Source organism: Chitinophaga agrisoli (genome assembly GCF_008386695.1).
Taxonomy (GTDB): Bacteria; Bacteroidota; Bacteroidia; order Chitinophagales; family Chitinophagaceae; genus Chitinophaga; species Chitinophaga agrisoli.
This window is the reverse complement of sequence record NZ_VUOC01000002.1, coordinates 1-26,816: the sequence shown is the minus strand read 5'-3', so window position 1 is coordinate 26,816 and position 26,816 is coordinate 1. Positions and strand designations below refer to the sequence as shown.

Genomic DNA, 26,816 nt, shown 5'->3' with positions numbered 1-26,816 from the left:
GGGAGAGTGCTATAACAGTAAGGCGTAAACGATAGCAGGCATTACCAACGAACGAACCAGGAAAGGAAAAACCTAATCCATCAAGAACAGTGGGCCTTTATGAGCACGTTTTCACCATATCTCAACCTGCTGCTGCGTTTTGTACTGTCAGTACTCTTCGTGTGTGCCAGCTTATTGACTTTTTCACAACAGAAATACACCGTTAGCGGTTATGTGCGCGACAGCTCCAACGGGGAATCGCTTACCGGCGCTACCATCTACGTAAAGGGCAGTCAACGGGGCGTACAAGCCAATAATTATGGCTTTTATGCACTGAGCCTGCCGGCAGGTAAGTACACGCTGGTATGCTCTTACCTGGGATTTGTGGAGCAGGAGCAGGAAGTGATGCTGTCCAGGGATCAATCATTGAATATAGCGCTGGCCCCCAGGGCCTACCAGGCGCAAGAAGTGGTGATCACGGACAAACGTAAGAACAAACATGTAGAAAGCACGGAAATGGGCCGGGTGGAAATGTCCGCATCGGACGCTAAAAAACTGCCCTCCTTCCTGGGCGAAGTGGATATGCTGAAGACCCTGCAATTAATGCCGGGCGTTCAGGCGGCGGGCGAAGGCAATGCCGGCTTTTATGTACGGGGCGGCGGCCCTGATCAGAACCTGATCCTGCTGGACGAAGCGCCGGTATATAACACGGGGCATCTTTTTGGGTTCTTTTCGATCTTTAACGCGGACGCTATCCGGAATATCTCGCTTATCAAAGGGGGCATGCCGGCTAATTACGGTGGCCGTTTGTCATCCGTGGTGGATGTGAGCATGAAGGAAGGCAATAACCAGCATCTGCAGGGCGAAGGGGGGATTGGGCTGATCGCTTCGCGGCTTTCGTTACAGGGGCCTTTGAAGAAGAATAAGGCATCCTTTATTGTATCCGGCCGCCGTACGTATATTGACCTAGTCACTAAGCCATTCATCAGCAAAACCAGCACCTATGCCGGATCCGGGTATTATTTCTATGATCTGAATATGAAGATGAACTATACCTTTTCCGATAAGGACCGGGTATACCTGAGCGGTTATTTTGGCCGGGATGTATTCACTTTCAAAAGCGGTTCCCGTACATTCGACGCAAGCATCCCCTGGGGCAATACTACGGCTACTTTGCGCTGGAACCATGTGTTCAGTAATAAATTGTTTGCCAATACGTCTGTCATCTATAACGACTACCGGTTCAGTTTCTGGGGCGTGCAGAATAATTTTGATATCCGCCTGTCGTCCGGTATCAGTGATGTAAATGGTAAGCTGGACTTCGACTATTTTGCGAGCCTGCGCCATCATATCAAGTTTGGCGGTAATTATATCTATCACCGGTTCACGCCCTTCTCGGTATCGGGTAAGCAGGATAGCACCGGTTTTAGCCCGGACAATGCTTTCCGGAAATACGCCCATGAGGCGGCGTTGTATATCTCTGATGACTGGGAGATATCACCCAAACTGAAACTGAATGCCGGCGTACGTTACAGCGGTTTTCAGCAGATCGGGCCTTATACGCGGTACCAGCGCGGTAATAACGGGATAAAGATAGACAGCGCCGTATATAGCGGCGGACAGCCCGTACGTTCCTATGGCGGGTTTGAGCCCCGGGCCATCCTGCGGTATGGATGGAACCAGCGGCAATCCATCAAGGCGTCTGTGACCCGCAATTACCAGTTCATTCACCTGGTATCCAATGCGGGTACCACGCTGCCTACGGATCTTTGGGTGCCCAGCACCTATAAGGTAAGGCCACAGATCTCCTGGCAGTACTCGCTGGGTTATTATCACAATTTTAAGGACAATATGTGGGAAACCTCTGTAGAGACCTACTATAAAGATATGCAGCACCAGATCGAGTACCGGCAGGGGTATACCCCTTCGATCAGCGATCCGGAGGATGATTTTGTGTTTGGCAAGGGCTGGGCCTATGGGGCGGAATTCTTTATTAATAAGACCAAAGGCCGGTTCACCGGCTGGATAGGGTATACCCTGGCCTGGACCTGGCGTAAGTTCCCGGCGCTGAACCAGGGGCGTAAGTTCCCTGCCAAGTATGACCGGCGGCATGACCTGGTGCTGGTGGGCAATTATCAGCTGACAAAACGCTGGACAATCTCGTCTGTCTTTATCTATGGCTCCGGCAATACCACCACGCTGCCGGAACAGTTCTATATGGTGGAGGGCTCGCTGGTGCAGGAATATGGCAATATTAACGGGTACCGGATGGCGCCCTATCACCGGCTGGACCTTTCCGCCGTTTATACCCCAAAGCCGCGGCCCCGGCGGTTCCAGAGCAGCTGGGCGTTTTCTGTGTATAACGTGTACAGCCGTATGAACCCGTACTTCCTGTATTTTGACCAGACCGGCGGGGTACTGGGCAATAACCTGACCATCAGGGCCCGGCAGGTATCGCTGTTCCCTGTGTTGCCGTCTGTTACCTGGAATTTTAAGTTTTAAGCTTTTAGCCATTAGCGGGGCGGCTGCTATTGGGCTGCACTGCCTGTGGTTATTTTAGGAGCCTGTGTTTGCGGTAATTGGTTAAAAGCCAGCTGGCCGCCCTGTGCTGATTATTTTGGAGCCTGTGCCTGCGGTAACAGGGCTAAAAGCAAACGGCTAAAAGCTAGCTACTACCTCCCAGCTAAAAAATTTCTTATCTTCGCAAGCATTTATTTTTATTTCAAGCTAAAGGCTAACAGCGAGGAGCTAAGCGCTTAATAACTATGATCAATATTACTTTACCGGATGGCGCAGTACGTCAGTATGAATCAGGTGTAACTGCATTAGACATCGCCAAGTCCATCAGCGAAGGGCTGGCGCGCAAAGTATTGGCTGCAAAAGTGAACGGGCAGGTAGTGGATGCCACCCGTCCCATTAAAGAAGACAGCACATTACAACTGCTCACCTGGACAGATACGGACGGCAAGGCAACCATGTGGCACTCTTCTGCCCACCTGATGGCAGAGGCCCTGGAAGCGCTGTACCCCGGCGTAAAGTTTGGATATGGCCCTTCTATCGAGACTGGTTTCTATTATGATATAGACCTGGGCGACCGGACCATCTCTGACGAGGACCTGAAGAAGCTGGAAGCCAAGATGGTAGAACTGGCCAAACAAAACAGCGCCTATCAGCGGAAGGAAGTAAGCAAGGCAGACGCCCTGCAGTACTTTTCGACCAAGGGAGACGAGTACAAGGTAGAGACCATCAACGAGCTCCAGGATGGGGCGATCACATTTTATACCCAGGGCGGTTTTACGGACCTGTGCCGTGGCCCGCACATTCCCAATACCAGCTTTATTAAAGCTATCAAGCTCACGAACATTGCCGGCGCTTACTGGCGTGGTAATGAGAAGAATAAGATGCTGACCCGCATTTACGGGGTTACTTTCCCCAGCCAGAAAGAGCTGGATGAATATGTGACCCTGATAGAGGAGGCCAAAAAACGCGATCACCGCAAGCTGGGCAAGGAACTGGAGCTGTTCACCTTCTCTGAGAAGGTAGGCCTGGGCCTGCCGTTATGGCTGCCTAAAGGCGCCATGCTGCGGGAGCGCCTGCAGAGCTTTATGCAGAAGGCGCAGCTGGAAAGCGGCTATCTGCCCGTGGTAACGCCCCATATCGGCAGCAAGCAGCTATATGTAACATCCGGTCACTATGAGAAATATGGCAAGGATAGCTTTCAGCCCATTAGCACGCCGGAAGAAGGCGAGGAGTTCCTGCTGAAACCCATGAACTGCCCGCACCACTGCGAGATCTATAAATCATCGCCCAAATCATACAAAGACCTGCCGGTACGCCTGGCGGAGTTTGGCACCGTATACCGCTATGAGCAGCATGGCGAGCTGCACGGGCTGACCCGTGTACGTGGCTTTACCCAGGACGATGCGCACCTGTTCTGCCGTCCGGACCAGGTGAAAGAAGAGTTCATTAAGGTAATTGACCTGGTGCTGTATGTATTCCGCAGCTTAGATTTTACGGACTATACCGCCCAGATCTCGCTGCGTGATAAGGAAGACCGGAGCAAGTATATTGGCTCTGATGAGAACTGGCAGCTGGCGGAGCAGGCGATCATTGAATCTGCCGCAGAAAAAGGGCTGAATACCGTAGTAGAATATGGCGAGGCAGCATTCTATGGCCCCAAGCTGGACTTTATGGTGAAGGACGCGCTGGGCCGTAAATGGCAGCTGGGCACCATCCAGGTGGACTACAATCTGCCGGAGCGTTTTGAGCTGGAGTATATAGGCGCGGATAACCAGAAGCATAGGCCGGTGATGATACACCGTGCGCCATTTGGCTCTCTGGAGCGGTTTGTGGCGGTGCTGATAGAGCACTGCGCCGGCAAATTCCCCCTGTGGTTAACGCCTACCCAGGTAAAAGTGCTGCCAATTAGTGATAAAAGCCTGATCTATGCAGAAAAAGTGGCAGAATTATTAAAAAAAGCTGAAATTCGTGCAGAGATAGATGATCGTAACGAAAAAATAGGCAAGAAGATCCGGGAAGCGGAACTCGCCAAAATCCCCTATATGCTCGTACTGGGTGAGAAAGAAGCCACAGATGGAGTAGTAGCTGTAAGACGGCAGGCAAAGGGCGATCTGGGTACGATGCCACTGGAGCAGTTCATCGGTTTGGTGAACGACGAAGTGGTGAACCGGAGGCCTTTTGAATAATTTTCATTCCAGGTATAATAATTGCTACGTATTTTAACTTTAAATTTGTAAGAATTGTAAAATGGTCCGGCTTAAAACTCCAGGGGCCAGGAACAATGGACAATTATTAATTAACTTTTTACTTTTTAATGCAAAATTCACCCAGACCAAATTTTAACCGCGGGAGAAACCCGAACTTTCGCAGGGAACAACAGCAAGAACATCGTACCAACAGGATGATACGTGTGCCGGAAGTGAGGTTAGTAGGAGATAATGTGGAAGTAGGCGTTTACAGGACTGATGAGGCCCTGCATATGGCTGAACAGCAAGGGCTGGACCTGGTAGAGATATCCCCAAATGCTACCCCCCCAGTATGCCGCATCATTGACTATAATAAATTCCTTTACGAGAAGAAGAAGAAGGAGAAGGAAATGAAGGCCAATGCGCATAAAAGCGAGGTCAAAGAGATCCGCTTTACGCCTAATACGGACGATCATGACTTCGACTTCAAGGCCAAACATGCGGAGAAATTCCTCAGGGATGGCAACAAAGTGAAGACTTATGTGCAGTTTAAGGGCCGCGCTATCATGTTTAAGGAGCGTGGAGAGCTGATACTGCTGAAGTTTGCAGAGCGCCTGGCAGAAGTAGGAGGCCTGGAAGGCATGCCTACGATGGAGGGCAAACGTATGATCGCCATATTTGCGCCTAAGACTGCCAAGAAGAAACCAGGCAGCGCTAAGGAAGGCAAGGAAAAGGAAGGTGGTGGAGCTCCCAGAGAGCCGCGTGAGCCTCGGGAAGGCGGCGCACCCAGGGAACCACGTGAACCACGTGAAGGCGGTGCACCCCGTGAGCAGCGTGAAGCTGGCGCACCCAGGGAAGCTGGCGCCCCCCGTGAAGCTGGTAACAGGGAGCAGGGGCCGCAGGCAGCGCCTCAGCAGCAGCCGGCATCAACCTCCCGTCCGATCGTAGAGATCAAACAGCAGGAGAATAAATAATGCTGGATCTGCCCGGATAATTGGGGTTTTAAATTGAACTATGGTTAATAATTATAGGACCGTCCTGATAGGTGTATCAGGACGGTTTTTTATTTGGGGAAGTTGGTGGGAAGGGGCTTGGTATGAGTGATTTGGGGAGCAGCGGGAGATCTTACCATGGTGGGCGTGGTGTGAGTGTATGAAGAGCGGGAAGTTGCCGGCCTGGCGAAAAAAAGGGCGGCGTAAACGGATTAGGGCAGGGGAACCTGATTTTTGAGTGCCTTTAAGCATCACCATTCCTCCTTCATATATACAATACAAATAAATTAATTTTGTTTACTATTAGAATTTGTTTATATATTTGTGACAGTCATGTAATGCGGGTTTGTCTTTTGACCTGAATGACCCACTAAGACTGTTACGAGACGACTAAAAGAACCAAAATCAGGTATAGAGACGCGCTAGCCATCACATAGACCCCTATTTAGCAGTTAGTTTTTACTAATCCTTAAAATCCTGTTCCCGTATGAATTTACTATCAAAGTGTCATGCACTTTTGTTTTGCTGTATTATTGTCACACTGTTCTCCGCCTGTAAACGTCAAACCAACGAAGAGTATTTTAAGACCAGTTTTTACCAGAATGAGGAAAAGCTGAAACAGTTAAATCATATGATCGATTCCCTGATCGTGCCGCAGCTGGACCATACTGAATATACCCGGTATGTTATTGTAGATTGTGAGAAGGATCCCAAGATCAGCAATAATAAAGTATGCAACCCTACGGTAGCCAATATGATGCGTGAGCTGAAGGTGGCTTCTGTGAACCTGGAGAAAGGGCCCTGCGACGCCACGGATAAATACAGCCTCTATATCTATAAGCTCAGCGCAGAGAAGGAGGATTTTCATCACTATTACTACTATCATGACCTGTGCGATAACCGCACAGAAGCCAAAACCGGTGATGATTTTTCATATACCCCGTTCAGCGACCACTGGTCTTTGTTTGTGGGAAAGAATTAAGATATTTTCCATCGTATATTACAAAGGCCGCTTCTCCGGAATGGTGGAGAGCGGCTTTTTTGTTCACTAATTTCTTAGCCGTCTTATGGTATATGCTTCAAACACCTGAATAATGGGGACAGCCTTATTTTATCTGCGAACGGGCCTTTATACAGGATATCCATGAGCATTGGCATGAACGCCATTGAATTTACCTGTATTGGCCAGGTTTGCAAGCGCAGTATATTGTCATGAAGTCCATATAGGAAAGCCGCCAATACTGCTACAGCGTTAGCGGCTTTCTACTATATCCATTTAACCCCGGCTAACATTCACCGGGGCCGTTACATCCAGTATCCGGAAGCGTTTTAACCCACCGGGTACTTCCCAGGTGATCTCTTCTCCTTTCCGGAAGCCAATCAGCGCAGTGCCCAAAGGGCTGATCACGGAGACCTTATTGCGGTCCATATCTGCATGCTCGGGTAATACGATGGTAAAGTCAAGTAGCCGCTGCGTTTCTATATTCACCACGGTAACCTTAGAATTCAGGCGGACGGTATGCGGGGGCAATGCGTCCTGTTTTACAATAATGGCGCGCTCCAGCTCATGCAGCAGGGACATTTCTTCACGGATAATGGGCGCCTGGCGGGCCAGGGGCTTTAGCAGGTTGTAATCTTCCTCGGTCATGATGACCGGGTTTGGCTCATTTGATCTTTTCATATGGCTTAGGTTTTATTTATGTGATGGAGACACGCTGCCATTGGCAGCGTGGGTAAATGATATGTGCAGTATGGCCTATGGCTTTTTACCGGGTGAGATCACCAGCGAAGTAATGAGCATAGGAATGGTGACCGGCAGCAGCAGGTACCAATCGTCCCCTAAGATGAGGCCGTACTTTAACACGATAGCGTTGAGGAATACCAGCAAAACCGTAACAGGCCTTGCTACAGAAACCCTGGAATGATTTCGGAACATAAGGAAATAATTTACCGGATGAAGCAATTAATACATGCAAACAATCCCTGAGGTGTATGCTCAGGCCAGATGGGCGGTATTGAAATCCTTAAATGTGGAGTAGTAATAGAGCTCAAGACAGAAAGGGTAGAACTCCGTAAAGGAGGAGATACAGCCATTCTCTACGTCAGCAATGAAATGCTTCGTAAATGTGGTAGTGGCAGGATGTTTGTCTTGTCCCCTCATGGGCTAAATATACGAAATTATTTTCAATGAACGGTCCCATCTTTCGGGTGGCGGCGGGCGGAGGCGGCGGTAAAATACTGGTATTGAGAGATGAACCGTTGAAAATATGCGGATTATTGTTAATTTGCACCAATAGCTATTTACATCAAATTAAGGGAAAATTAGCTACGATTAGATGATTGGAGGACGCCATGATAACAGGCAGTAAAATGGAAAGACAGGCCGGGGCAAATAGCAACGGATCCTGACCTGATAAGCTGCCCTTCAGGGGTCCATAACTTTAACAAATAATAATAATTCCTTAATTGTATATTTGGGGTTATTATTAAGTACCTTGCCATTTATGCGAACAAGAACAGACTTTGTGCACTCGGCTAACCCGGAGCCGCATCGTATCCGGACTAAAGAGATTTTGAAGGAGCATCCCGATATCAGGCAGCTGATCGGTAAGAACCCGTTGACTATTTTCGCTATCATCGGTTTGGTCTCTTTCCAGATCGTGATGGCATGGCTGGTGCGTGACCAGTCGTGGTGGATTGTACTGGGCGCGGCTTACCTGCTGGGCGCTTTTGCGGACCATGCGTTATTCGTGATGATCCACGAGTGCGCGCATAAGCTGCTGTTTAAGAATCCGAACGCCAACCGCCTGGCAGGCATCCTGGCCAATGTGCCGCAGCTGATGCCTAGCTCTGTGTCTTTTGAGCGGTATCATATCAAACACCATTCCTTCCAGGGTATCCATGAGCTGGATGCTGACCTGCCTAACCGCTGGGAAGCAAAACTCATCAATAACTACTTCATTGGTAAGGCTTTATGGTTGCTGTTCTACCCGGTGTTCCAGGTGTTCAGGATCTCCCGTTTAAAGGAGATCAAGCCGTTTGACAAATGGGTGGCGCTGAACTGGGGTGTGCAGATCGTGTTTGTGGCGGCTATCGCCGTGTTTATGGGGCCTAAAGCTATTGGTTTCCTGGCGGCCAGCTTCTTCTTCTCTGTAGGGCTGCACCCACTGGGCGCCCGCTGGATCCAGGAGCACTATCTGACCCATGGCGAGCAGGAAACGTACAGCTACTATGGCGTGCTGAATACCGTGGCCTTTAACGTGGGTTACCATAATGAGCACCACGATTTTCCTTCCATTCCGTGGAACAAGCTGCCGCAGATCAGGAAGAATGCATCCGGTTATTATAATACGCTGCATTACCATACTTCCTGGACCAAACTGTTCTTCCGTTTCCTGTTTGATAAGGAGATCTCCCTGTTCTCCCGCATTGTAAGGAACGACCGCGGTAAGGTGAAACTTACAGATGAGTCTAAACCTGACCAGGAACTGGTAAAGGAGAAATTTACTGTAGAAGCCAGATAGGCGATCTATTTTGATCTGCTTATTTCGATCAATACTTTTTTTGCCCTTGACCGGATTCCCGGGCTGGGGTTATGGGCCAACTGGTCCTCAAGGATTATCCGGATCTCATTTTTGATATCCGGATAATCCTTCGCCATTTTAGCCAGTACCGTCATGGAAAAGGCACGTACGGCGATGGTTTCCTTTGGATCTTCGAGCAAGGCGAAACATTGTTGCATGACGACGCCATGCAGATCAGGAGGGATAGGCAGGAACTGCAGTACCCGGGTCACATTCCGTTTTACGGCTACGGGGATACCGGGGGCCTCCATCCGCTGGATCATGACGGGTAAATGCGGCGTTATCAGCTCCGGGTGTTTGTGGGCCACCATGCTCATGATCCAGGCAGCGCGCTGCACCACCCGGTATTGGCCGTGGAGGAACAGCTCCATTAACCGGGCCATCCGGGCTTTATCAGCGCCAATCCAGGCCGTTATCTTTATGGCCTGTTCGCGGGAATGTTCCTGTAATATTTCGTTCAATAGATGCATTCGCCCTGAATTTAATAATTCTTTACAGGATGTTTGTATGTTGAGTTAATTAGATATATTTATGGTGCATTGAGTTTATCTGAGTGAGCGCAATCATTTAAAATCCCTAAACCCTTACTGCCACCTCGTGCGGCCCCTTTACCAAATTGTGCCAGGTTTCATGAGGCAGTTAAAACAAACTTACAACTCAATGAAAAAAACAATGTTGCTGGCTATCATATGCCTTGCCAGCATTAGCTCCTTCGCTCAGCGCTTGCACCATGGTCTTGGTATCAACTTTATTTCCTTCAAGCCCAAAGGTTTTCGTGATAATACAGTAGGCGGGGGCATCACCTATGCGCCCTATTTCTGTTTCAGGGAAAACGATAAAAGGTCGCTATCTGTAGGTATTCCACTAACGGTGGGCTTTGGCGGCAACTATTACCGGGATGATTATAAAGGTGATCCTGCGCCGAGCGTGATGGTGGACATTCCAGTGATGTTAAACTTTAATATGGGCTGCGGTTCTTCCGGGAGTAATCGGAGCCGCTTTGGTTTCTTTGCCGGCGGTGGTTTGGGGTTTCACTACCAGGGAGTATTTGATCATGTGCCTCCTGATGAACCATCAGGCGGCGTTACGGAATTAAAGAAGACCACCTGGGGCCCGGGCGTTAATGCAGGTATCCGTTATGCACAGCCAGGTTGTATTTTTGAATACAAATTGTCCTTTATGCAAGGGATCAGTGGCAGCAAGGCACAAGTCTTTGGAATAGGCTGTATATTTAATTTCAGGTGAGCGGGCGGTCAGGGGTTAATGTGCTGATATGCTAATGTAAAACTGCGGCTGTATAAATGAATACTTCATCTATGCAGCCGCAGTTTACAAACAGCACGCAGCATTAGAATTACGCTGCTTTCTTCTCAATGGGTGTTACCCGTAATTCTACGATCCTGTTCTGGCGTATCACCTCCATGTGCTGGAATTGCCCGATCTTATCGCGGCCCAGCTGGCGGAACAGGGCGTCTGCCGTTTCGATCATACCACCGTTGAAGGTGACGATGAGATCTCCGCTTTGCAGGCCGGCTTTGGCGGCCGGGCTTTGCCCCTCTACGCTGGTCACGAACAGCGCTGTTTTGTTCCTGAGCTGTAAGCCGGTACGCAGTTTAGACACCAGTGTGACCTGTTGTAACAGTACGCCCAGGTAACCTTTTTTCACCTTTCCGTATTGCATCAGCTCTGCCGCGATGATCTTGGCGGAGTTGATGCTGATGGCAAAACAAATACCCTGTGCGCCCTGTATGGTGGCGGTGTTTACGCCTACTACCTCGCCCTTGTAGTTGATGAGCGGCCCGCCGGAGTTACCGGGGTTCAGTGCGGCATCCGTCTGGATCATGTCGTCCATTTGTGCGCCGTTGCCGCTGCGCAGGGAGCGCCCCAGTGCGCTTACCACGCCAGCTGTAACGGTATGCTGAAAGCCCAGCGGATTGCCAATGGCGATGACCAGCTGGCCTATCTGCAGGTCGCTGGCGTTGCCCAGCTGCGCTACCTGGAAGTCGAAGGCGGATGTTTTGAGGATCGCGATATCTGCGTCCGGGTCTTCCCCGGCCAGTACGGCAGCGTATACGCTGCCATCGTGCAGCATCACATTAAAATAGCTGCCTTTGTGCACTACATGGGAGTTGGTGAACAGGTAACCGTCTGATGAGAAGAAGAAGCCTGAGCCAGTGCCGGTCACTTTCCTGCCGGCATCGAGGCGTTCTATTTTTACAACTGATCTTCCTGCGGCTTCCACCGCATTATGGATGATGTTTGAGTAGGCATCCATATTACCCTCCTTTTTTTGATTGAGAGTTGCAACGCATAAAGCAGGCCAGGGTTGGGGAGTGCCAAAAGGGCAGGGGGGATGTGCTGATGTGCTGATGTGCGGATGTGCAAATTTGCAGATGTGCGGATGTTTGGGTGTCAGGATGTGCAGTTGTGGCTGGATGGGCGGAATATTGGCGGGTGGGTGAAATATGCATACATTCGTTAGCGCAGATACCTGTTTTGCGGACGGGTATCAGGACAGTCTGCTAATGAAAGATACCGGTAAAATACTGATCATTATAGGCATTATCGCCATTGCCCTGGGGTTGTTGCTCTGGGTATCCGGTGATAAGTTTAAATGGCTGGGACGCCTCCCGGGCGATATCCGGATCCAGCGGGATAATTTCCGGTTCTATGCGCCTATAACCACCATGTTGTTGTTAAGCCTGGTTATCAGCTTGTTACTCTTTATCATAGGGAAATTCTTTAAATAATCCATCTCCCGTTTTTCCGCTTTTTTGTTTTTCTTGCACCATCAATACAAACGCCAAAACCAAACCATTGCTGAGAAAAGAATTCCGTATTATCCTGCTTTCATTACTGGTCAGCTTTCTGTTAACGGCCGCCAAGTTCACTGCGTATTTTTTAACGCATTCTGTGGCTATCCTGTCAGATGCGCTGGAGTCTATCATTAACGTGGTAGCGGGCGCTTTTGCCTGTTACAGTATTTACCTGGCGGGAAAGCCGCGTGATGAGAACCATCCTTATGGGCATGGCAAGGTGGAGTTCTTCTCTATTGGGTTTGAGGGCGCTATGATCTTTATTGCGGGCTGTCTTATCCTGGTAAAAGCAGGCCAGTATTTTACCGGCGCGCACCCGCTGGAAGATGTGATGCAGGGCGTGTGGCTGATAGGCGCCACCATGCTGGTGAACCTGGCGCTGGGCGTGTACCTGGTGCGTGTAGGCCGTTCCCTCTCTTCTATCACGATCACCGGCAATGGCCAGCATATTATGACGGATGTATATAGCAGCCTGGGGCTGATAGCTGCACTGGTGATCATCCATTTTACCGGCTGGACCTGGATGGACCCATTGGTATCTGTGATAATGGGCGCGCTGATCTTGCGGAAAGGCTACCAGATGTTGCGCCGTTCCATCTCCGGATTGATGGACGAGACAGATATGCAGGTGGTGGATAAGGTGATCAGTATACTGAGCGCCCACCGTCATGAGACCTGGATCGATGTACACAATATGCGCGTGCAGCAATACGGTAATAATTACCATATCGACTGCCATATAACATTGCCCTATTATATGGAATTGAGCCAGGCGCATGAACAGCTGAAAGCAGTGGAAGTGCTGGTAGATAACGGGTTTCCCGGCAGCGAGGTAGAGTTCTTTATCCATGCGGATCCCTGTATTCCCAGCTGTTGCCATTATTGCCAGTTATTGAACTGCCCCGTGCGAAAAGATGCGTTTACGGGAAAGATCAGCTGGACCAGGGAGAATGTACTGCCAAACAGGAAACACGGGGAATGATGTGTTATTCCTCGTACTCATCTTCACCATCCCCATGCCCCAAAATAGCGCGGATAGGCTGTATGGCTTGATAAATAGCGCGGTCATATTTATTACCTAAGATAATAAGCGTGCTGGTATCCTGTACAAAACGGTAGAAGACGGTATTATTGCCATGCCACCAGCCGTTGTGATAAACGATCTTGGTGCTGTCCGGGTAGATCATTAAACGCCAGCCCAGCCCATAGTTGCGGATGCCGGGTTTCTCATTGCTGTAGGGCGTGTAGGCCGCCTGCAGGGTTTCTGGCTTCAGGATACCGCTATACAGGGCCTGGTCCCATTTCAACATATCCTGGGCGGTGCTGTAAATGCCTTTGTCGCCGATCACGCCATCGAAATAGGTATCCGGTTCCGCCTTGCCATTGAATTTATGGCTGACGGTCTGATGGGGGCGGGGAGTGCCCGTTGGATCAAATACAAAAGTATTGGTCATGCCCAGGGGCTCAAAGAAGGTGTGTTTCATGAAGTCCGCATACTTTTCGCCGCTGATCTTTTCTATCAGGGCTCCCAGCAGCATGTAGTTGGTATTGCAGTATTGGAAATGCGTATCCGGCTGGTGCTGCATGGGCGGCTTGTGCTGGATCATGAGGCGTATGAGCTCTTCGTTGGTCATGAAGGTCTCATGATCCCGCCAGAGGCTATCGCAGAAGTACAGATAGTTGGGCAGGCCGCTGCGGTGGTTAAGCAGCATTTTTACGGTGATGCCCATATATGGAAAGTCCGGGTAAAATTTCTGCAGGGTATCTTCCAGGTTTATTTGTCCGCGTTCCATCAGGCGCAGGATGCCCATGGCGGTAAAGGTCTTGGATACAGATGCCAGCTGGAAGGAGGAGTTCTCGTTGATGAGCATCTTGCTGCGGAAGTCTTCCACGCCATGATACTGTTCAAAGATCACCACGCCTTTTTTTGCTACCAGTACCGCGCCGTTAAAGCCGGTCCTTAATAGCTTGTGGCTAAAGAAATCGGCCAGTTCGGCCTGCTGTTGTTTGGTACGGGGAGCATTCAGTATTGCTTCCTTTTCCTTTTCGCTCTCCGGCAGCACGTAGGCCGGGTCTCCTTTTTTGGGTACGGATGAAGAACGGTCGCGGGCGGAATTGCTCTGGCAACCTGTTACGGAGTACGCCGTTATGCCGGATATGGTTAAAATGTAGAAAAATGCTTTCAATCGCTTCATGTCAACTGGTAGTCAATAGTCTATAGTCATTTATTGCAGGATTGAGTTGTTAGCGCTGTTATCTCTGTATCTTTATCTTGTATCTGCTCCATTCCCGGTGAATGTGGTGACCGCAGCCCAACAACTGACCCCTTTTTTTACCTTTTTTTTAAAAACGTAGCAAACTACTGCATATTTTTTGACAATATCAAATTTGCCGGGCCTAGTGTTTGATTATTGCCTGAGTTCTGTTAGGTTTGTGCCTTGATTCAACCAAACCACAATTATTAAGCCAATTGTGATTACGCTAGATACGCATAACAAGATTTGTAATATATGGAGCAGAAGCTGACAAGTTATCCGAAAGAAAAGATCAATGTCCTTTTACTGGAGAACATTAGTGACGCTGCGGTGGAAGAGTTCAAGCAGGCCGGCTATATCAATACGCGCCGTCTGTCTGGGGCGCTTGGCGAGGAGCAGCTGATCAATGAGATCAAGGACGTGCATTTACTGGGCATCCGGTCCAAAACACAGGTCACGGCCAATGTGCTGGCGGCGGCGAAAAAGCTGCAGGCCATCGGTTGTTTCTGTATCGGCACCAACCAGGTAGATCTGAAAACCGCCTGCACGAACGGCGTGGCAGTATTTAATGCGCCGTATTCCAATACCCGCTCTGTGGCTGAGCTGGTGATCGGTCTGTCGATCATGCTCATCCGCCGTATTCCTGACAAGAATAAAGCAGCCCATGAAGGCAGCTGGAAAAAAGAAGCTACCGGCAGTTATGAACTGAGGGGTAAAACCATCGGCATCGTTGGCTATGGGAACATAGGCAGCCAGGTTAGCGTATTGGCAGAGGCCATGGGCATGAACGTACGCTACTATGATGTAGAGACCAAATTGCCGCTGGGTAACGCCGTACAGATCAAAAAGCTGGAAGACCTTTTTGCGGAGTCTGATATCATTTCCCTGCACGTGCCATCTACGCCGGTTACGACCAATATGATCAATCAGCAAACCCTGCAGCATGTAAAACCGGGCGCCATCTTTATTAACTACGCCCGCGGCGAAGTGGTAGACCTGGATGCGCTGAAAGATGCTTTGGAAAAAGGACAACTGTCCGGCGCAGCGATAGATGTATTCCCGGTAGAGCCGGAAAAGAATGGCGCAGCATTCTCAACGCCGCTGCAAAACCTTTCCAATGTGATCTTAACGCCGCATATTGGCGGCAGTACGGAAGAGGCGCAGCATAACATCGGCCTGGACGTTAGCAGCAAAATGCTGAATTACCTGGAAAAAGGCGCCAGCTTTGGCTCCCATACCGTGCCGGCGATCAGCGTTCCTGCGATCGAGCATACGCACCGCATCCTGCATATCCACCAGAACGTACCGGGGGTATTGTCAGAGATCAATACGGCGCTGTCTGCAAAGAAGATCAATATCCTGGGGCAGTATCTGAAAACAAACGATAAGATCGGTTATGTGGTGCTGGATGTAGATACGGCGTTATCGCAGGAGGCCTTTGCGGCATTAAAGGATGTGAAACACACGATCAAGACAAGGATGCTTTATTGATCAGCGCATAGCTTATTCATAGGGGCTAACCAGCAATGGTTGGCCCTTTTTTATTGGGCAAATATTAAAAAAGCCGTCTCCTGTTACATGGAGACGGCTTTTTGTTTTTATTGGCAAGGGTCTTTTTCTTTTACTTGACCACGTTTACGATACCATTTACTACAACGGGCTGTTTATCGTGATCGTTCTTATAGGTCACCCACCAGATGTAGGTACCTACATTAGCCTGGTGGCCATCGGCCATAGAACCGTCCCACCCTCTGCGCGGATCGCTATCTGCATATACCAGCTGGCCCCAGCGGTTATAGATCTTTAACTGGTAACCATTCATCTGGCCACGTTGTAACACGGGGCGGAAGTAGTCGTTAAGACCGTCGCCGTTAGGAGAGAAGGCGTTGGCAAAAGTGGGTTTAGGATCACATTCTGTGAATTTGATAGAGATCTCATCAGTAGCCTGACCGCATTCGTTGGTAACCGTTACGCCATAAGTACCGGCCTGGGTTACGGTAAGTACCGGTCCGGTGGAGCCATCAGACCAGCGGATGCTGGTGATGCCGTTACCATCTGCGCGGAGGCGTACGGCTTCGCCGTTACAAAGCGAGGTATCCGGGCCAAGATCGATCTTAGGCGTGCCGTCGCAATAAACGGTGAGCACCTGCTGGGCGGTATTGGTATTACCGCAATCATCGGTGGCCGTCCAGGTGCGGGTAATGCGGTAGCTGCCGCAGGTACCAGGGATATTCACGGGCGCTTGCGTTTGCGTACGGCTGATCTTTACATGGGCGCTGCAGTTATCCGTAGCGGCAACATCGCTTGCGGGCGCGGGGATAGCATCGCAGTTCACGATATCGTCTGCCGGCGGCAGTACGGTAAATACCGGGCGGGTGGTATCCTGTACGGTAATGGTCTGCGTTACAGTAGCGGTATTGCCGCAAGGGTCTGTAGCGCTCCAGGTACGCAGCACCTGGTAAGTGCAGCCGCTACCGCCCAGGTCTTTGCGCGTATCCGTATAGTTAGCGGCGATCAGACTGCCGGTGCAGCTTTCTGCGGCAACCATGGTCACGGGTGTTGGCAGGTTACCGCAATCTACGGTAACATCTGCGGGAACGGGCGTGGTAAAGGCAGGCGGTGTGATCTCCTTCACGAGGATCACCTGTACCATGGAGGTACTGTTGCCGCAGGGGTCAGTAGCGGTCCAGGTGCGCGTTAACTTGTAGTTCAGGTTACACTCGCCGGTGATGGCTTCCCTGGTCTCTACGGGCGTTACGGTAATAAGGCCGGCGCAGTTATCCATAGCTTCCATGTTAGCCGCTGCGGGTAAGGCGTCACAGTTTACGGTAATATCTGCAGGTTTAGGCGTAGTAAATACGGGTGCTTTTTTGTCTACCACGGTGATGGTCTGGGAGGCGGTAGCCGTAAATCCGCAGTCATCAGTAGCGGTCCAGGTGCGGGTAATTTGCTGGGTGCAGCCTACAACGGTGCTTACATCCGCAGATGTTACCGTTACCGGTATTACATTAAAAGGTGTGTGATCAAATATGGGCGTACCAAAAAGGGTGGTATAGTCCTTACCGGCCTCACAATCCACCGTGAGGGCGCCTGGTACAAAAGTGGTCACCGGCGGTTTGTCTACCAGTGTTACGGTGGCGGAAACGCATTCCGTATTGCCACAGGCGCCGGCGGTTTCTGCCCTTACAAAGAAAGAGGTGGTTTTGTTAATAGTAACGCTGATGCCTGGGCCGGAGCCAATGGAGGCGCCACCGCATGCATCCTGGTACCATACCCAGTTTGCGCCGGTACCCAGGGTACCGCCCTGTACTGTTAGCATAACGGTGCTGCCGGCGCAGGTTTCCGGTTTATCTATGGCAATGCTGGCGGGCAATACTGTTATGGAGGCTACCGGTACGGAGAACGGTATATCTGTGCTACAACCCGCACCGTCATTCTTAACGGTCAGGATAAAGTCGTAGGTTCCTTCCGGAATGCCAAGCGGGCAGGGGACCCGCAGGGTGTCCTTGGTGATGTCCAGGTCTGTTACGGTAACAAAACCGGGCATCGCATTGGCAGCCGCCACTCTTACATCGTATTTAAGCGGGTTATCGCTAACGGCGGTATAAGGAATAGCGAAGGTGGCCGCCTTGCTGCAGGCATCGGGGATAATACCCAATGTCATGGAAGGCGGGTTGGTCTTATGCAGGATCACGGTGTCTGGTTTGCCGGCGCATACTGCGTTGGAAACCGTCCAGGTGAGCATCACATCCTGTATACCACTTACGGTAACGGTGGTGGTAGGCGTGTTAACGTCATTGATGTCTGTAACAGTGCCTTGTTTCACATCCCAGGTACCAACGGCGCCGGCGGGCGGCGTATTGGCGGCCATGGTAAATATGTCGGCAATGCCGCACTGTTGCTGGTCTGGTCCGGCCACGCTGGAGATGGGCGCCGTTACATTCATAAGCACCACTGTATCGGTACTTACGCAAGTGGTGATCAGCGTTTTGTGCACTGACCATACCAATGTCACAGTCTGCCCACCACCCAGGCCGGTTATAGGAGTCATAGGATCGGCGTCGTTAGTGATGATTGCGCCGTTGTCAGGGCCTGCAATGGTCCACTTCCCGGTTTCATCCGCACCCAGCGTTGCGCTCATCGTAAAGTTCCCGTCGTTACACTGGCGGACAGTGTCCACGCCGGCGTTGGCGGTTGGGATATCCAGCACGGTAATATGCGCCGTGTCTTTTACCACGCAGACGCCACTTGTCACGGTCACGGTGTAGTCAATAGCGCCCGGTGTGGCCGGAAGATCCTGTATTTCTGTAGTAGTGGCGCCGGTGGGGCTCCAGAGTACATCGTACATGGCAAGGCCATCATCCACTTTCAGATCTACCTGGGTGCCCAGACAGATGGAATCCGGCGTGGCGGTAGTGATCTCCACTATTGGTTTATCATCCACGATCACAATTGCCTGGCCTGTGCGGCTACAGGTCCTTGTGCCCTGGAAGCCGTAGGTCTTGTAACCGGTTACCGTATATATAGAGGTCTCGGTTGGCCATACCTGCACAATGGAGTCTTCGAGGCTGATGGGGGAATCCCATTCATAGCGGTCAAACCCACCGGTGGCTACCAGGGTGGCGGTATCGCCCAAACAGATCTGGTTATCGGCCACTTTTACTTTCGGGTTGGGCAGCAGCGTTACCGTAATGGGTACGGACGGTGCGGCGCAGCTCTCGTCATTGCCATCTTCGAAGATATGGAGACGGAAATAGATGGTATCGATCTTTACGGTATCACCTTCCAGTAACACGGAGCCTTCTGCAAAGTGCAGCACATCGGTATCTGTACCGCTTACGCCATCGCCATCACCATTGATGGTTGTCCAGCTGATACTGTCTTTACTGTACTGCCAGAAATAATTAGGCTTATCAAAATAGTTTTTGGGTGTATAGGCAGAAGTAAGGTTAGTAGGAGAGCCGGCACACATAATATATTCACCCCCCAGCTGGTCTGTCTGACCATCAAAGAAGGAGTAGATAAAAGGCGTACAATAGGAGAATGAGATATCGTCTATCGCTATATTATTACCACAGGTACCTGTGCTGCCATTACGGAGGCGCACAATTACATCAGATACGCCTGGTACCGTTTTGAAGTTGAAAGACACGGTTTGCCAACCGCTATCTAAAGCGGTGGACATCTGCGGTGAAATTTCTTTGGAGCTGAAAGTGGATAACACTGCATTAGTGGCAGCGTCCAGTATTTCAAATGTTACGCTTGGGTTGGTATAGCTGGCGCCGCAGCCGGATTCAAAGAAAGCCCGGCTATCGATGTTCTTTAAGCTGGCGCTTACGTTATACTGGGCGCCTTTACAAAGGCCATTCACCCTTCTGCTATAGAAGATATTCTGGGCGGCGTCTGCATTCACTATCAGCATAGCGCCATCTGTCTGGCGGGTATGGTCCCTGGTATCTGCCCAATCAGGATTTAATACGCGGGTAGGTTCTGCCGGTGTACCGGGATCGTTGGTAGCGCTGAAAATGCAATATTCACCAGGCTGGAGGGGTCCGGTGAGATTGGCCGTATACTGTGTGCTTACTTTGGCGGGATCCAGATCGTCACGAATGGACGCGGTACCAAAGTTATCGAGGAAACCAGCTTTGGAGGCGCTTACATCGGGCCCTTTACAATCCGGCAGGCGGCAGCTATCGGCCCTGAGGGTAGTGGATGCTGTGTAAGGCCCGCTGGGCGTATTCATCGTTGCGGTTACAGTGTAGGTTATATCGCCTTTGAGGAACGTGACGACCAGGGGCTGAGCACCTGGAAGGGGGGCGTTCACCTTGCCATATAATATCTTATAATTTGTCCCAACTGAGCCGGGCGTAATGGTCCAACTGATATCCGTTACGGTTTCCCCGGTCACGTTCGCACTCATGGTGGAAAACAGTTGGCTGCTGGCACTAGACACGCATACATTTTTAGGCGCGTTAATGTAAGCTTGTCCCAATACGGTTTCATCACTCACAAAAGCCAAGATCAGGCATAGGAAGGCTGATAATCTAATCACTGGTCTGAAGTATTACTAAACAATTTTATTCCAATCAGAGAGCGGTTCACTACCTCTGTAATCATGTAGCTGGCATAGTTTCCCCTTGTGATCTATAATAGCGTATAGATGTGTATCATCTTAACAAATGTTTAAATAAATAAAAACTCTCATGTATTTGCTCAAAAAAGAGGGATTCGCTGAAGTAGGAATCCCTCTTTATTTTTTTGTGTCTTGTATTATTTCACGACGGTGATTTCGCCCTTGATCACGTTGGGGTTACCGCCTGGCATTTTCTTGTAGGTGAGCCACCATACATACGTGCCAATGCTTACCGGTTGTCCCTGGTACCTGCCGTCCCAGCCTTTCTTCTGATCGCGGCCCAGGTAGATCAGCTCACCCCAGCGGTTGAAGATGCGGAGCTCATACTCGTACATCGGTCCACGTACAACTGGTCTGAAGACGTCGTTCCGGCCGTCGCCGTTAGGCGTGAAGGCGTTCGGGAAGTGCGGTTCAGGATCACATTGTGTGTAGTCAACCGTGATCTGGTCTGTACTGCTTCCGCAATCATTGAACACGGTTACGGAGTAGGTGCCGGGTTTGGTTACGTTTATGAATGGCCCGGTTGTACCATCAGACCATAACACGCGGTTAAAGTCTTTGCCATCTGCGCGTAATCTCAGTGTTTCGCCGATACACATTACGGTGTCTCTGCCCAGGTTCACTTCCGGCATACCTGCCAGCATCACCCTTACACTGTCTGAGAAGATACGCTGACAGAAGCGGTCCATTACATCGAGCCTGTATTCGCCAACAGCGGTGATCACTTTCACCGGGTTAGGATCGCCATCGCTCCACAGGTAGGAGAGTGCGTCTTTGGTAGTACCGTCTATAGAGATCTGGCTGCCGGGGCAGATCTGCCTGTCTGGTCCCAGGTCTACTGTGATGGAAGGTTGCAGGCGTACATTCACCGTATCCCTTACCATACAATTATCCCTGCTGATAGTTACCCAGTACTGGCCAGGTTCGTTCACTACGATAGAGGAAGTAGTGGCGCCTGTAGCCCAGCGGATGGAACCGCCGTTTGTTACGTTCACTGTCAGCATGATAGACTGGTCAGGACAGATCGTGGTATCGCGGTTCAGGCTGAAATCCGGCGGAGGATTCACGGTCACGTTCACGGTATCGATGGTGATACAGCCGCTCTTCACCACTTTCACCCAGAATTGTTCCTGTGTGCTTACGAGGATAGAAGAGGCGGTTTCGCCGGTGCTCCAGAGATAGTTGCCGCCATCTACAAAGGCATCCAGTTTCACGCTCTGGCCGCGGCATATGGAGGCGTCCGGAATATTCACCAGCGGCATGGGCACTACCACTACATGGATGGTGTCTATTGTGGTACAGATGCCATTGGTCACAGATACCCAGTAAGTACCTTCTGTGGATACATTGATACGTTGGGTGGTTTCGCCGGTAGACCAGCGGATGGTGTAGGCGAAATTAGCTGCGCCTGCATCCAGTATCAGGCTGTTGCCGCCGCATATCGTAGTATCGTTGCCCAGGTTCACCATTGGTTTGTTGTTGTACTGGAGGCTATACGTTACGGTATCGGATACGCAACCTGTTACACCGTCTGTTACTATAAAGCTGGCCTGTGTAGCGTTGTTAAGGTTAAACACAGGAGTTGACTGTGTTAAAGGCACCCTTACAGCGTTGGCCGGCACTACACTTATCAGGGTGTAGGTAGGATTGTTTACGATCGTCTTCAGCTTAAGCGTGAAGTTCGGGTTGTCGGAACAGTTCATTGGTAATGACGGGTCCAGTTCCGGTTTCGGACAAGGCATCACGGTGATGCGCTGTACTACTTCGATAGCCTGGTTGCCACAACCATCTTTGGTATTCCATCTTCTGATAATAGTATAACCAGCGCATACATCTTTCACATAAGGATCCTCTCTCATAGCTGCCGGCTTCGGGAAGCTGCCATCGCAATTGTCGGTAGCAGTTAAGGTAGCAGCAGCAGGGATAGGCTGACCACAGGTGAGCGTGATATCTGCCGGAGCAGGCGCTATTACAGGGCGTGTGGTGTCCTGTACGGTTACTACCTGGCGCCAGATAGCCTGGTTACCACATTCGTCAGTTGCTATCCAGGTACGGATCAGGCGGTAGTTGCTCTGGCAGGTAGCGCCAGGTATCGCTTCACGTACCTGTGTACGGCTCAGCTTCACATTACCGGAGCAGGCATCCGTAGCTACCACATTGGTAGCAATCGGCGGCACCTTGTCACAATCCACGGTGGTATCAGCCGGAGGCCTTACCGTGAATACAGGGCGGGTAGTATCCTGTACGGTGATGATCTGTTGCATGCTGGCCATGTTGCCGCAATTATCGGTAGCTGTCCAGGTGCGTACCAGGCGGTAGTTGTTGGGGCAAGCAGGCTGCGTGGGCAGTTTCTGTTCGCCTACTACCACTTTCACGTTACCGGAGCAATTATCGTTTGCTGTTATTACCGGCCAGGCAGGTACTTTATCACAATCCACGGTCACATTTGCCGGCTGCGGTATAGAGAAGGTAGGACGGGTAGTGTCCTGTACGGTAATGGTCTGTTTTACAGTAGCCTTATTGCCACAGACATCCATCGCTATCCAGGTACGGATGATCTGGTAGTTATCTGCACACTGGCTGCCCGGTATGCTCTGGCGTACGTCTGTAGCCGTTACATTTATCACACCCGGCGTACAATTATCTGTAGCGGTGAGGGTGATGGCGGCGGGTACAGCATCACAGTTTACGAGCGTATCCCTGGGAGGCGTCATGGTGAACACCGGAGCGGTCATATCTTTCACTGTGATCACCTGTGTAAGGGTGAGGCTGTTGCTACAGCCGTCTGTTGCTGTCCAGGTACGGATCAGTTTATAATTATTAGCACACTCGCCGGGGATGTTCTGCCTGGTTTCTACAGGTGATACGGTGAGGGCGCCCATACAGTTATCCATCGCGGTGAGCGTTACGGCTGCGGGTATCTTGTCACAATCTACTGTTACATCAGCAGGTTTTGTGGAGGTGAATACCGGCGCTGACGTATCTACCACGGTAATGGTCTGGGAGGCGGTGGTGCTCATACCACACTTGTCAGTTGCCGTCCAGGTGCGGGTGAATGTTTGTGTACAACCGTTAATGGTATGCGCATCGGTGAAGGTCACAGTCAGCGGCATGTTGGTATACGGTGTATGGCTGAATTGCGGTGTACCGAAGAGGGTAGTGTAGTCCTTACCCATTTCACAATCTACCGTCAGCGGGCCGGGTACAAATACTACTACCGGCGGTTTGTTCACAACGGTGATCTTCACAGCGTTGCTGATATTGTTGGCGCAAGGGCCGGAAGTTACGATCCTTCTGAACCAGGTATCCTGAGCCAGTACACCCGGGGTGTAAGTAGCATTGGTAGCGGTGGCGATGTTGACAAAGCCGGTGCTGGCGCTTACCGTGCTGCTCTGCCATTGGTAGGTATACGTACCGGTACCGCCGGAGAGCGTGCCGCCGGTTAAAGCGGCCGGTATCTCGTTCAGACATACGGTCTGATCTGCGCTGATGGTGTTACCCATTACCAGGGCTACGTTGGTGATGGTCACATCATCTGTAGTAGCCATACACACGCCGTTGGAAATGGTCCAGCGCAGGGTGGCGGTTACGCCAGGCGCTATTTTTACGATCGTTTTAGGATCATTGATATTTGTGATGGTAGCCGTGCCGCTTACGATGCTCCATGTGCCTGTAGCGGTTGCGCCAGGTGCGTTTGCATTCATGGTAAAGCCGGCAGTGTTGTTACATTGCTGCTGGTCTGCACCGGCAGCGGCTGTAGCCGGCGCGCGGTAGCTTACTAATGTAACATCGTCTGTGCTAGGCGCACAAGTACCATTAGTGACAGTCCAGCGCAGGATCACAGAGTCGCCTGCTGCCAGGGTCACTGTGGTATTGAAGAGGGCCGGGTTGGCAATGCTGAGCGTAGCGGAGCCCAGGACAACTGTCCATCTGCCGGTACCTATTGTTGGCTGGTTAGCCGCGAGGGTGAATGTGGTTACGTTACAAGCCTTTTGATCGGGGCCTGCATTTGCTATGGTTGGCATAGCGTAGTTCACCAGTGTCACGTCATCGGCGCTTGGCGTACAGGCGAGACCATTGGTGATGGTCCAGCGTAATACTACCGTATTACCCGCAGCTACGGTTACTGTGGTGTTGGGAGCCGCCGGGTTAGCGATGGTGGCTGTACCGGATACTATGCTCCAGCGTCCAGTGCCTGCGCCCGCTGCAGGAGTATTGGCCGCCATGGTAAAGGTGCTGTTGTTACAATGTGACTGGTCTGGACCTGCAACCGCAGTGGTAGGCATTTTATAGCTTGTCAGCGTTACGTCATCGGCACTTGGCGGACAGGTTGGGCTGCCATTGGAAACCGTCCAGCGTAATACAACCGTGCTGCCAGGAGTTAAGTTCACCCTGGTGGTTGGGCTGGTGGGCGTAACGATGGTAGCTGTGCCGGATACAATGGTCCATACACCGGTACCTACTGTAGGCGCAGTCGCGGTCATATTGAAGAAGGTCACGTTACAACCGCTGTTATCCGGGCCTGCGTTGGAAGCAGACGGCATTCTATAATTTGTGATTGATACGTCGTCGGAGGTAGAAGCACAGGTTGGGCTGCCATTGCTAACTGTCCAGCGTAATACCGCGGTGGTACCTACAGGCACTGTTACCGTAGAATTACGGAGGGTCGGGTCAGTGATAGTAGCTGTGCCAGATATTACTGTCCAACGGCCGGTACCTATTGCAGGTGCAACTGCGTTCAATGTAAAGGAAGTCTGTTCGCAACCTTTCTGATCAGCGCCGGCTGCTGCCTGGCTGGGCGCCTGATAATTTATAAGTGTTACGTCATCGGAGCTGGGAGGACAGTTACCGTTGGTGATAGTCCAGCGCAATACAGCTACATTACCCGCCGCTACCGTTACGGTAGTGTTGGGGACTGCAGGGTTAGTAATGATGGCTGAACCGGATACGATGGTCCACTTTCCAGTGCCGGCGCCCGCTACAGGAGCATTGGCCGCCATGGTAAAGGCGCTGACGTTACAGTGGTTTTGGTCTACCCCTGCAGCTGCAGTGGTAGGCGCTTTATAGCTTATCAGCGTTACATCATCTGTGCGGGGAGTACAGGTTGGGCTGCCATTGGAGACAGTCCAGCGTAATACTACCGCGCTGCCGGGCGTTAAGTTCACCCGGGTGGTTGGGCTGGTGGGCGCAACGATGGTGGCTGTGCCGGATACAATGGTCCACACACCTGTACCCACAGTGGGCGCGGTAGCGGTCATGTTAAAGAAGGTCACATCACAATCGCTCTGATCAGCGCCTGCAACTGCCGCAGAAGGCAATTCATAATTTATTAATGTTACATCATCAGAAGACGGCGTACAAACAGTACCACCGTTGCTGATGGTCCAGCGTAATACTGCTGTATTGCCCGCTGCTACTGTTACGGTAGTGTTGGGAGCTGCAGGATCAGCGATGGTGGCGGTACCGGACACGATGCTCCAGCTACCTGTACCGGCGCCTGCTGCAGGAGCATTGGCGGCCATGGTGAAGGTGCTGATGTTACAATGTGATTGGTCTGCGCCTGCATCCGCAGTGGTAGGCAATTTATAGCTTGTCAGCTGTACGCCATCGGTGTTGGGCGGACAGGTTGGGCTGCCATTGGAAACCGCCCAGCGTAATACCGCTGTGTTGCCGGGGACAATATTCACCCTGGTAGTTGGGCTGTTGGGCGTAAGGATGGTAGCTGTACCAGATACCACAGTCCACGTGCCAGTACCTACTGTAGGCGCAGTGGCGGCCATATCAAAGAAGGTCACATTACAACCGCTCTGATCAGCGCCTGCATTTGCAGGAGAGGGCTTCTGATAATTTGTAATTGATACGTCATCTGTAGTGGAGGTACAGGTTGGGCTGCCATTGCTAACTGTCCAGCGTAATACGGCGGTGGTACCAGCAGGTACTGTTACCGCAGAGTTATAGAGGGCAGTGTTGGCGATCGTAGCCGTACCGGATACGATGGTCCAAACGCCGGTACCCACTGCAGGGTCCGTGGCGCCCAGGGTAAAGGATGGCAGTTCACAACCAAACAGGTCGTTGCCTGCTGCAGCCTGACTGGGCGCCTGATAATTTATAAGTGTTACATCATCAGTGCTGGAGGGACAGTTGCCATTGCTGATGGTCCAGCGCAATACAACTACATTACCCGCCGCTACTGTTACAGTAGTGTTGGGAGCCGTAGCGTCAGCGATGGTGGCTGCACCAGATACGATGGTCCACTTTCCTGTACCGGCGCCTACTGCAGGAGCATTGGCGGCCATGGTGAAGCTGCTGATGTTACAGTGATTCTGGTCTCCACCTGCAGCTGCAGTGGTA

The 26,816-nt window shown here is 51.1% G+C and carries 17 protein-coding genes; 9 read left to right on the top strand and 8 right to left on the bottom strand.

Going from position 1 to position 26,816, the window contains the following annotated elements; all coding sequences use genetic code 11:
• Window positions 1-99: 99 nt before the first annotated feature.
• From F0L74_RS07600 to F0L74_RS07585, 4 genes are all read left to right on the top strand, one after another.
• Window positions 100-2,481: a TonB-dependent receptor gene (locus F0L74_RS07600; protein WP_149837273.1), complete on the top strand. Its 2,382-nt coding sequence runs from the start codon at window positions 100-102 to the stop codon at window positions 2,479-2,481.
• Between the two features lie 263 nt (window positions 2,482-2,744).
• Complete coding sequence (thrS, locus tag F0L74_RS07595; RefSeq protein ID WP_149837272.1) at window positions 2,745-4,685, top strand: threonine--tRNA ligase; 1,941 nt, start codon at window positions 2,745-2,747, stop codon at window positions 4,683-4,685.
• Between the two features lie 128 nt (window positions 4,686-4,813).
• Entirely contained in the window at window positions 4,814-5,659 is an 846-nt protein-coding gene (infC, locus tag F0L74_RS33870; RefSeq protein WP_262714230.1) for a translation initiation factor IF-3, read from the top strand.
• A gap of 505 nt (window positions 5,660-6,164) precedes the next feature.
• The gene (locus F0L74_RS07585) at window positions 6,165-6,659 is read left to right on the top strand and encodes a hypothetical protein (protein ID WP_149837271.1); all 495 of its coding nucleotides are present in this window, start codon (window positions 6,165-6,167) and stop codon (window positions 6,657-6,659) included.
• Window positions 6,660-6,953: 294 nt separating this feature from the next.
• On the opposite strand, the gene F0L74_RS07580 is transcribed toward F0L74_RS07585, so the two are convergent.
• The 3 genes from F0L74_RS07580 to F0L74_RS33220 all read right to left on the bottom strand — a co-directional run bounded on the left by F0L74_RS07580 (window position 6,954) and on the right by F0L74_RS33220 (window position 7,838).
• The gene (locus F0L74_RS07580) at window positions 6,954-7,358 is read right to left on the bottom strand and encodes a GreA/GreB family elongation factor (protein ID WP_149837270.1); all 405 of its coding nucleotides are present in this window, start codon (window positions 7,356-7,358) and stop codon (window positions 6,954-6,956) included.
• Window positions 7,359-7,433: 75 nt separating this feature from the next.
• On the bottom strand, window positions 7,434-7,613 hold the full coding sequence (locus F0L74_RS07575; RefSeq protein ID WP_149837269.1) for a hypothetical protein: 180 nt from the start codon (window positions 7,611-7,613) through the stop codon (window positions 7,434-7,436).
• 60 nt (window positions 7,614-7,673) lie between these two features.
• Window positions 7,674-7,838, bottom strand: a complete 165-nt coding sequence (locus F0L74_RS33220) for a hypothetical protein (RefSeq protein WP_188315905.1) — start codon at window positions 7,836-7,838, stop codon at window positions 7,674-7,676.
• Window positions 7,839-8,181: 343 nt separating this feature from the next.
• Here F0L74_RS33220 and F0L74_RS07570 point away from each other — a divergent pair, with 343 nt between their 5' ends.
• Window positions 8,182-9,201, top strand: coding sequence for a fatty acid desaturase (locus F0L74_RS07570; RefSeq protein ID WP_149837268.1), 1,020 nt, complete (start codon window positions 8,182-8,184; stop codon window positions 9,199-9,201).
• Window positions 9,202-9,206: 5 nt separating this feature from the next.
• On the opposite strand, the gene F0L74_RS07565 is transcribed toward F0L74_RS07570, so the two are convergent.
• On the bottom strand, window positions 9,207-9,731 hold the full coding sequence (locus F0L74_RS07565; RefSeq protein WP_149837267.1) for a HEAT-like fold family protein: 525 nt from the start codon (window positions 9,729-9,731) through the stop codon (window positions 9,207-9,209).
• A gap of 190 nt (window positions 9,732-9,921) precedes the next feature.
• On the opposite strand from F0L74_RS07565, the gene F0L74_RS07560 reads away from it, so the two are divergent.
• Window positions 9,922-10,506 (top strand): hypothetical protein, encoded by a 585-nt coding sequence (locus F0L74_RS07560; RefSeq protein ID WP_149837266.1) that lies wholly within the window; start codon window positions 9,922-9,924, stop codon window positions 10,504-10,506.
• A gap of 109 nt (window positions 10,507-10,615) precedes the next feature.
• On the opposite strand, the gene F0L74_RS07555 is transcribed toward F0L74_RS07560, so the two are convergent.
• On the bottom strand, window positions 10,616-11,536 hold the full coding sequence (locus tag F0L74_RS07555) for a S1C family serine protease (RefSeq protein WP_149837265.1): 921 nt from the start codon (window positions 11,534-11,536) through the stop codon (window positions 10,616-10,618).
• Window positions 11,537-11,726: 190 nt separating this feature from the next.
• On the opposite strand from F0L74_RS07555, the gene F0L74_RS07550 reads away from it, so the two are divergent.
• Both F0L74_RS07550 and F0L74_RS07545 read left to right on the top strand, forming a co-directional pair.
• Window positions 11,727-12,011 carry a DUF2905 domain-containing protein gene (locus F0L74_RS07550; protein ID WP_213086921.1) on the top strand — a complete coding sequence of 95 codons (285 nt, stop codon included), beginning with the start codon at window positions 11,727-11,729 and terminating at the stop codon, window positions 12,009-12,011.
• 67 nt (window positions 12,012-12,078) lie between these two features.
• Window positions 12,079-13,059 (top strand): cation diffusion facilitator family transporter, encoded by a 981-nt coding sequence (locus tag F0L74_RS07545; protein WP_149837264.1) that lies wholly within the window; start codon window positions 12,079-12,081, stop codon window positions 13,057-13,059.
• A 4-nt stretch (window positions 13,060-13,063) separates the two neighbouring features.
• Here F0L74_RS07545 and F0L74_RS07540 read toward each other — a convergent pair whose 3' ends face one another.
• Entirely contained in the window at window positions 13,064-14,272 is a 1,209-nt protein-coding gene (locus F0L74_RS07540; protein WP_246197650.1) for a serine hydrolase domain-containing protein, read from the bottom strand.
• Window positions 14,273-14,587: 315 nt separating this feature from the next.
• On the opposite strand from F0L74_RS07540, the gene serA reads away from it, so the two are divergent.
• Complete coding sequence (gene serA, locus F0L74_RS07535; RefSeq protein WP_149837263.1) at window positions 14,588-15,823, top strand: phosphoglycerate dehydrogenase; 1,236 nt, start codon at window positions 14,588-14,590, stop codon at window positions 15,821-15,823.
• A gap of 130 nt (window positions 15,824-15,953) precedes the next feature.
• Here serA and F0L74_RS07530 read toward each other — a convergent pair whose 3' ends face one another.
• Window positions 15,954-20,252: a T9SS type B sorting domain-containing protein gene (locus F0L74_RS07530; protein ID WP_149837262.1), complete on the bottom strand. Its 4,299-nt coding sequence runs from the start codon at window positions 20,250-20,252 to the stop codon at window positions 15,954-15,956.
• Between the two features lie 350 nt (window positions 20,253-20,602).
• Window positions 20,603-26,761, bottom strand: a complete 6,159-nt coding sequence (locus F0L74_RS07525) for a T9SS type B sorting domain-containing protein (RefSeq protein ID WP_213086920.1) — start codon at window positions 26,759-26,761, stop codon at window positions 20,603-20,605.
• Window positions 26,762-26,816: the final 55 nt, after the last annotated feature.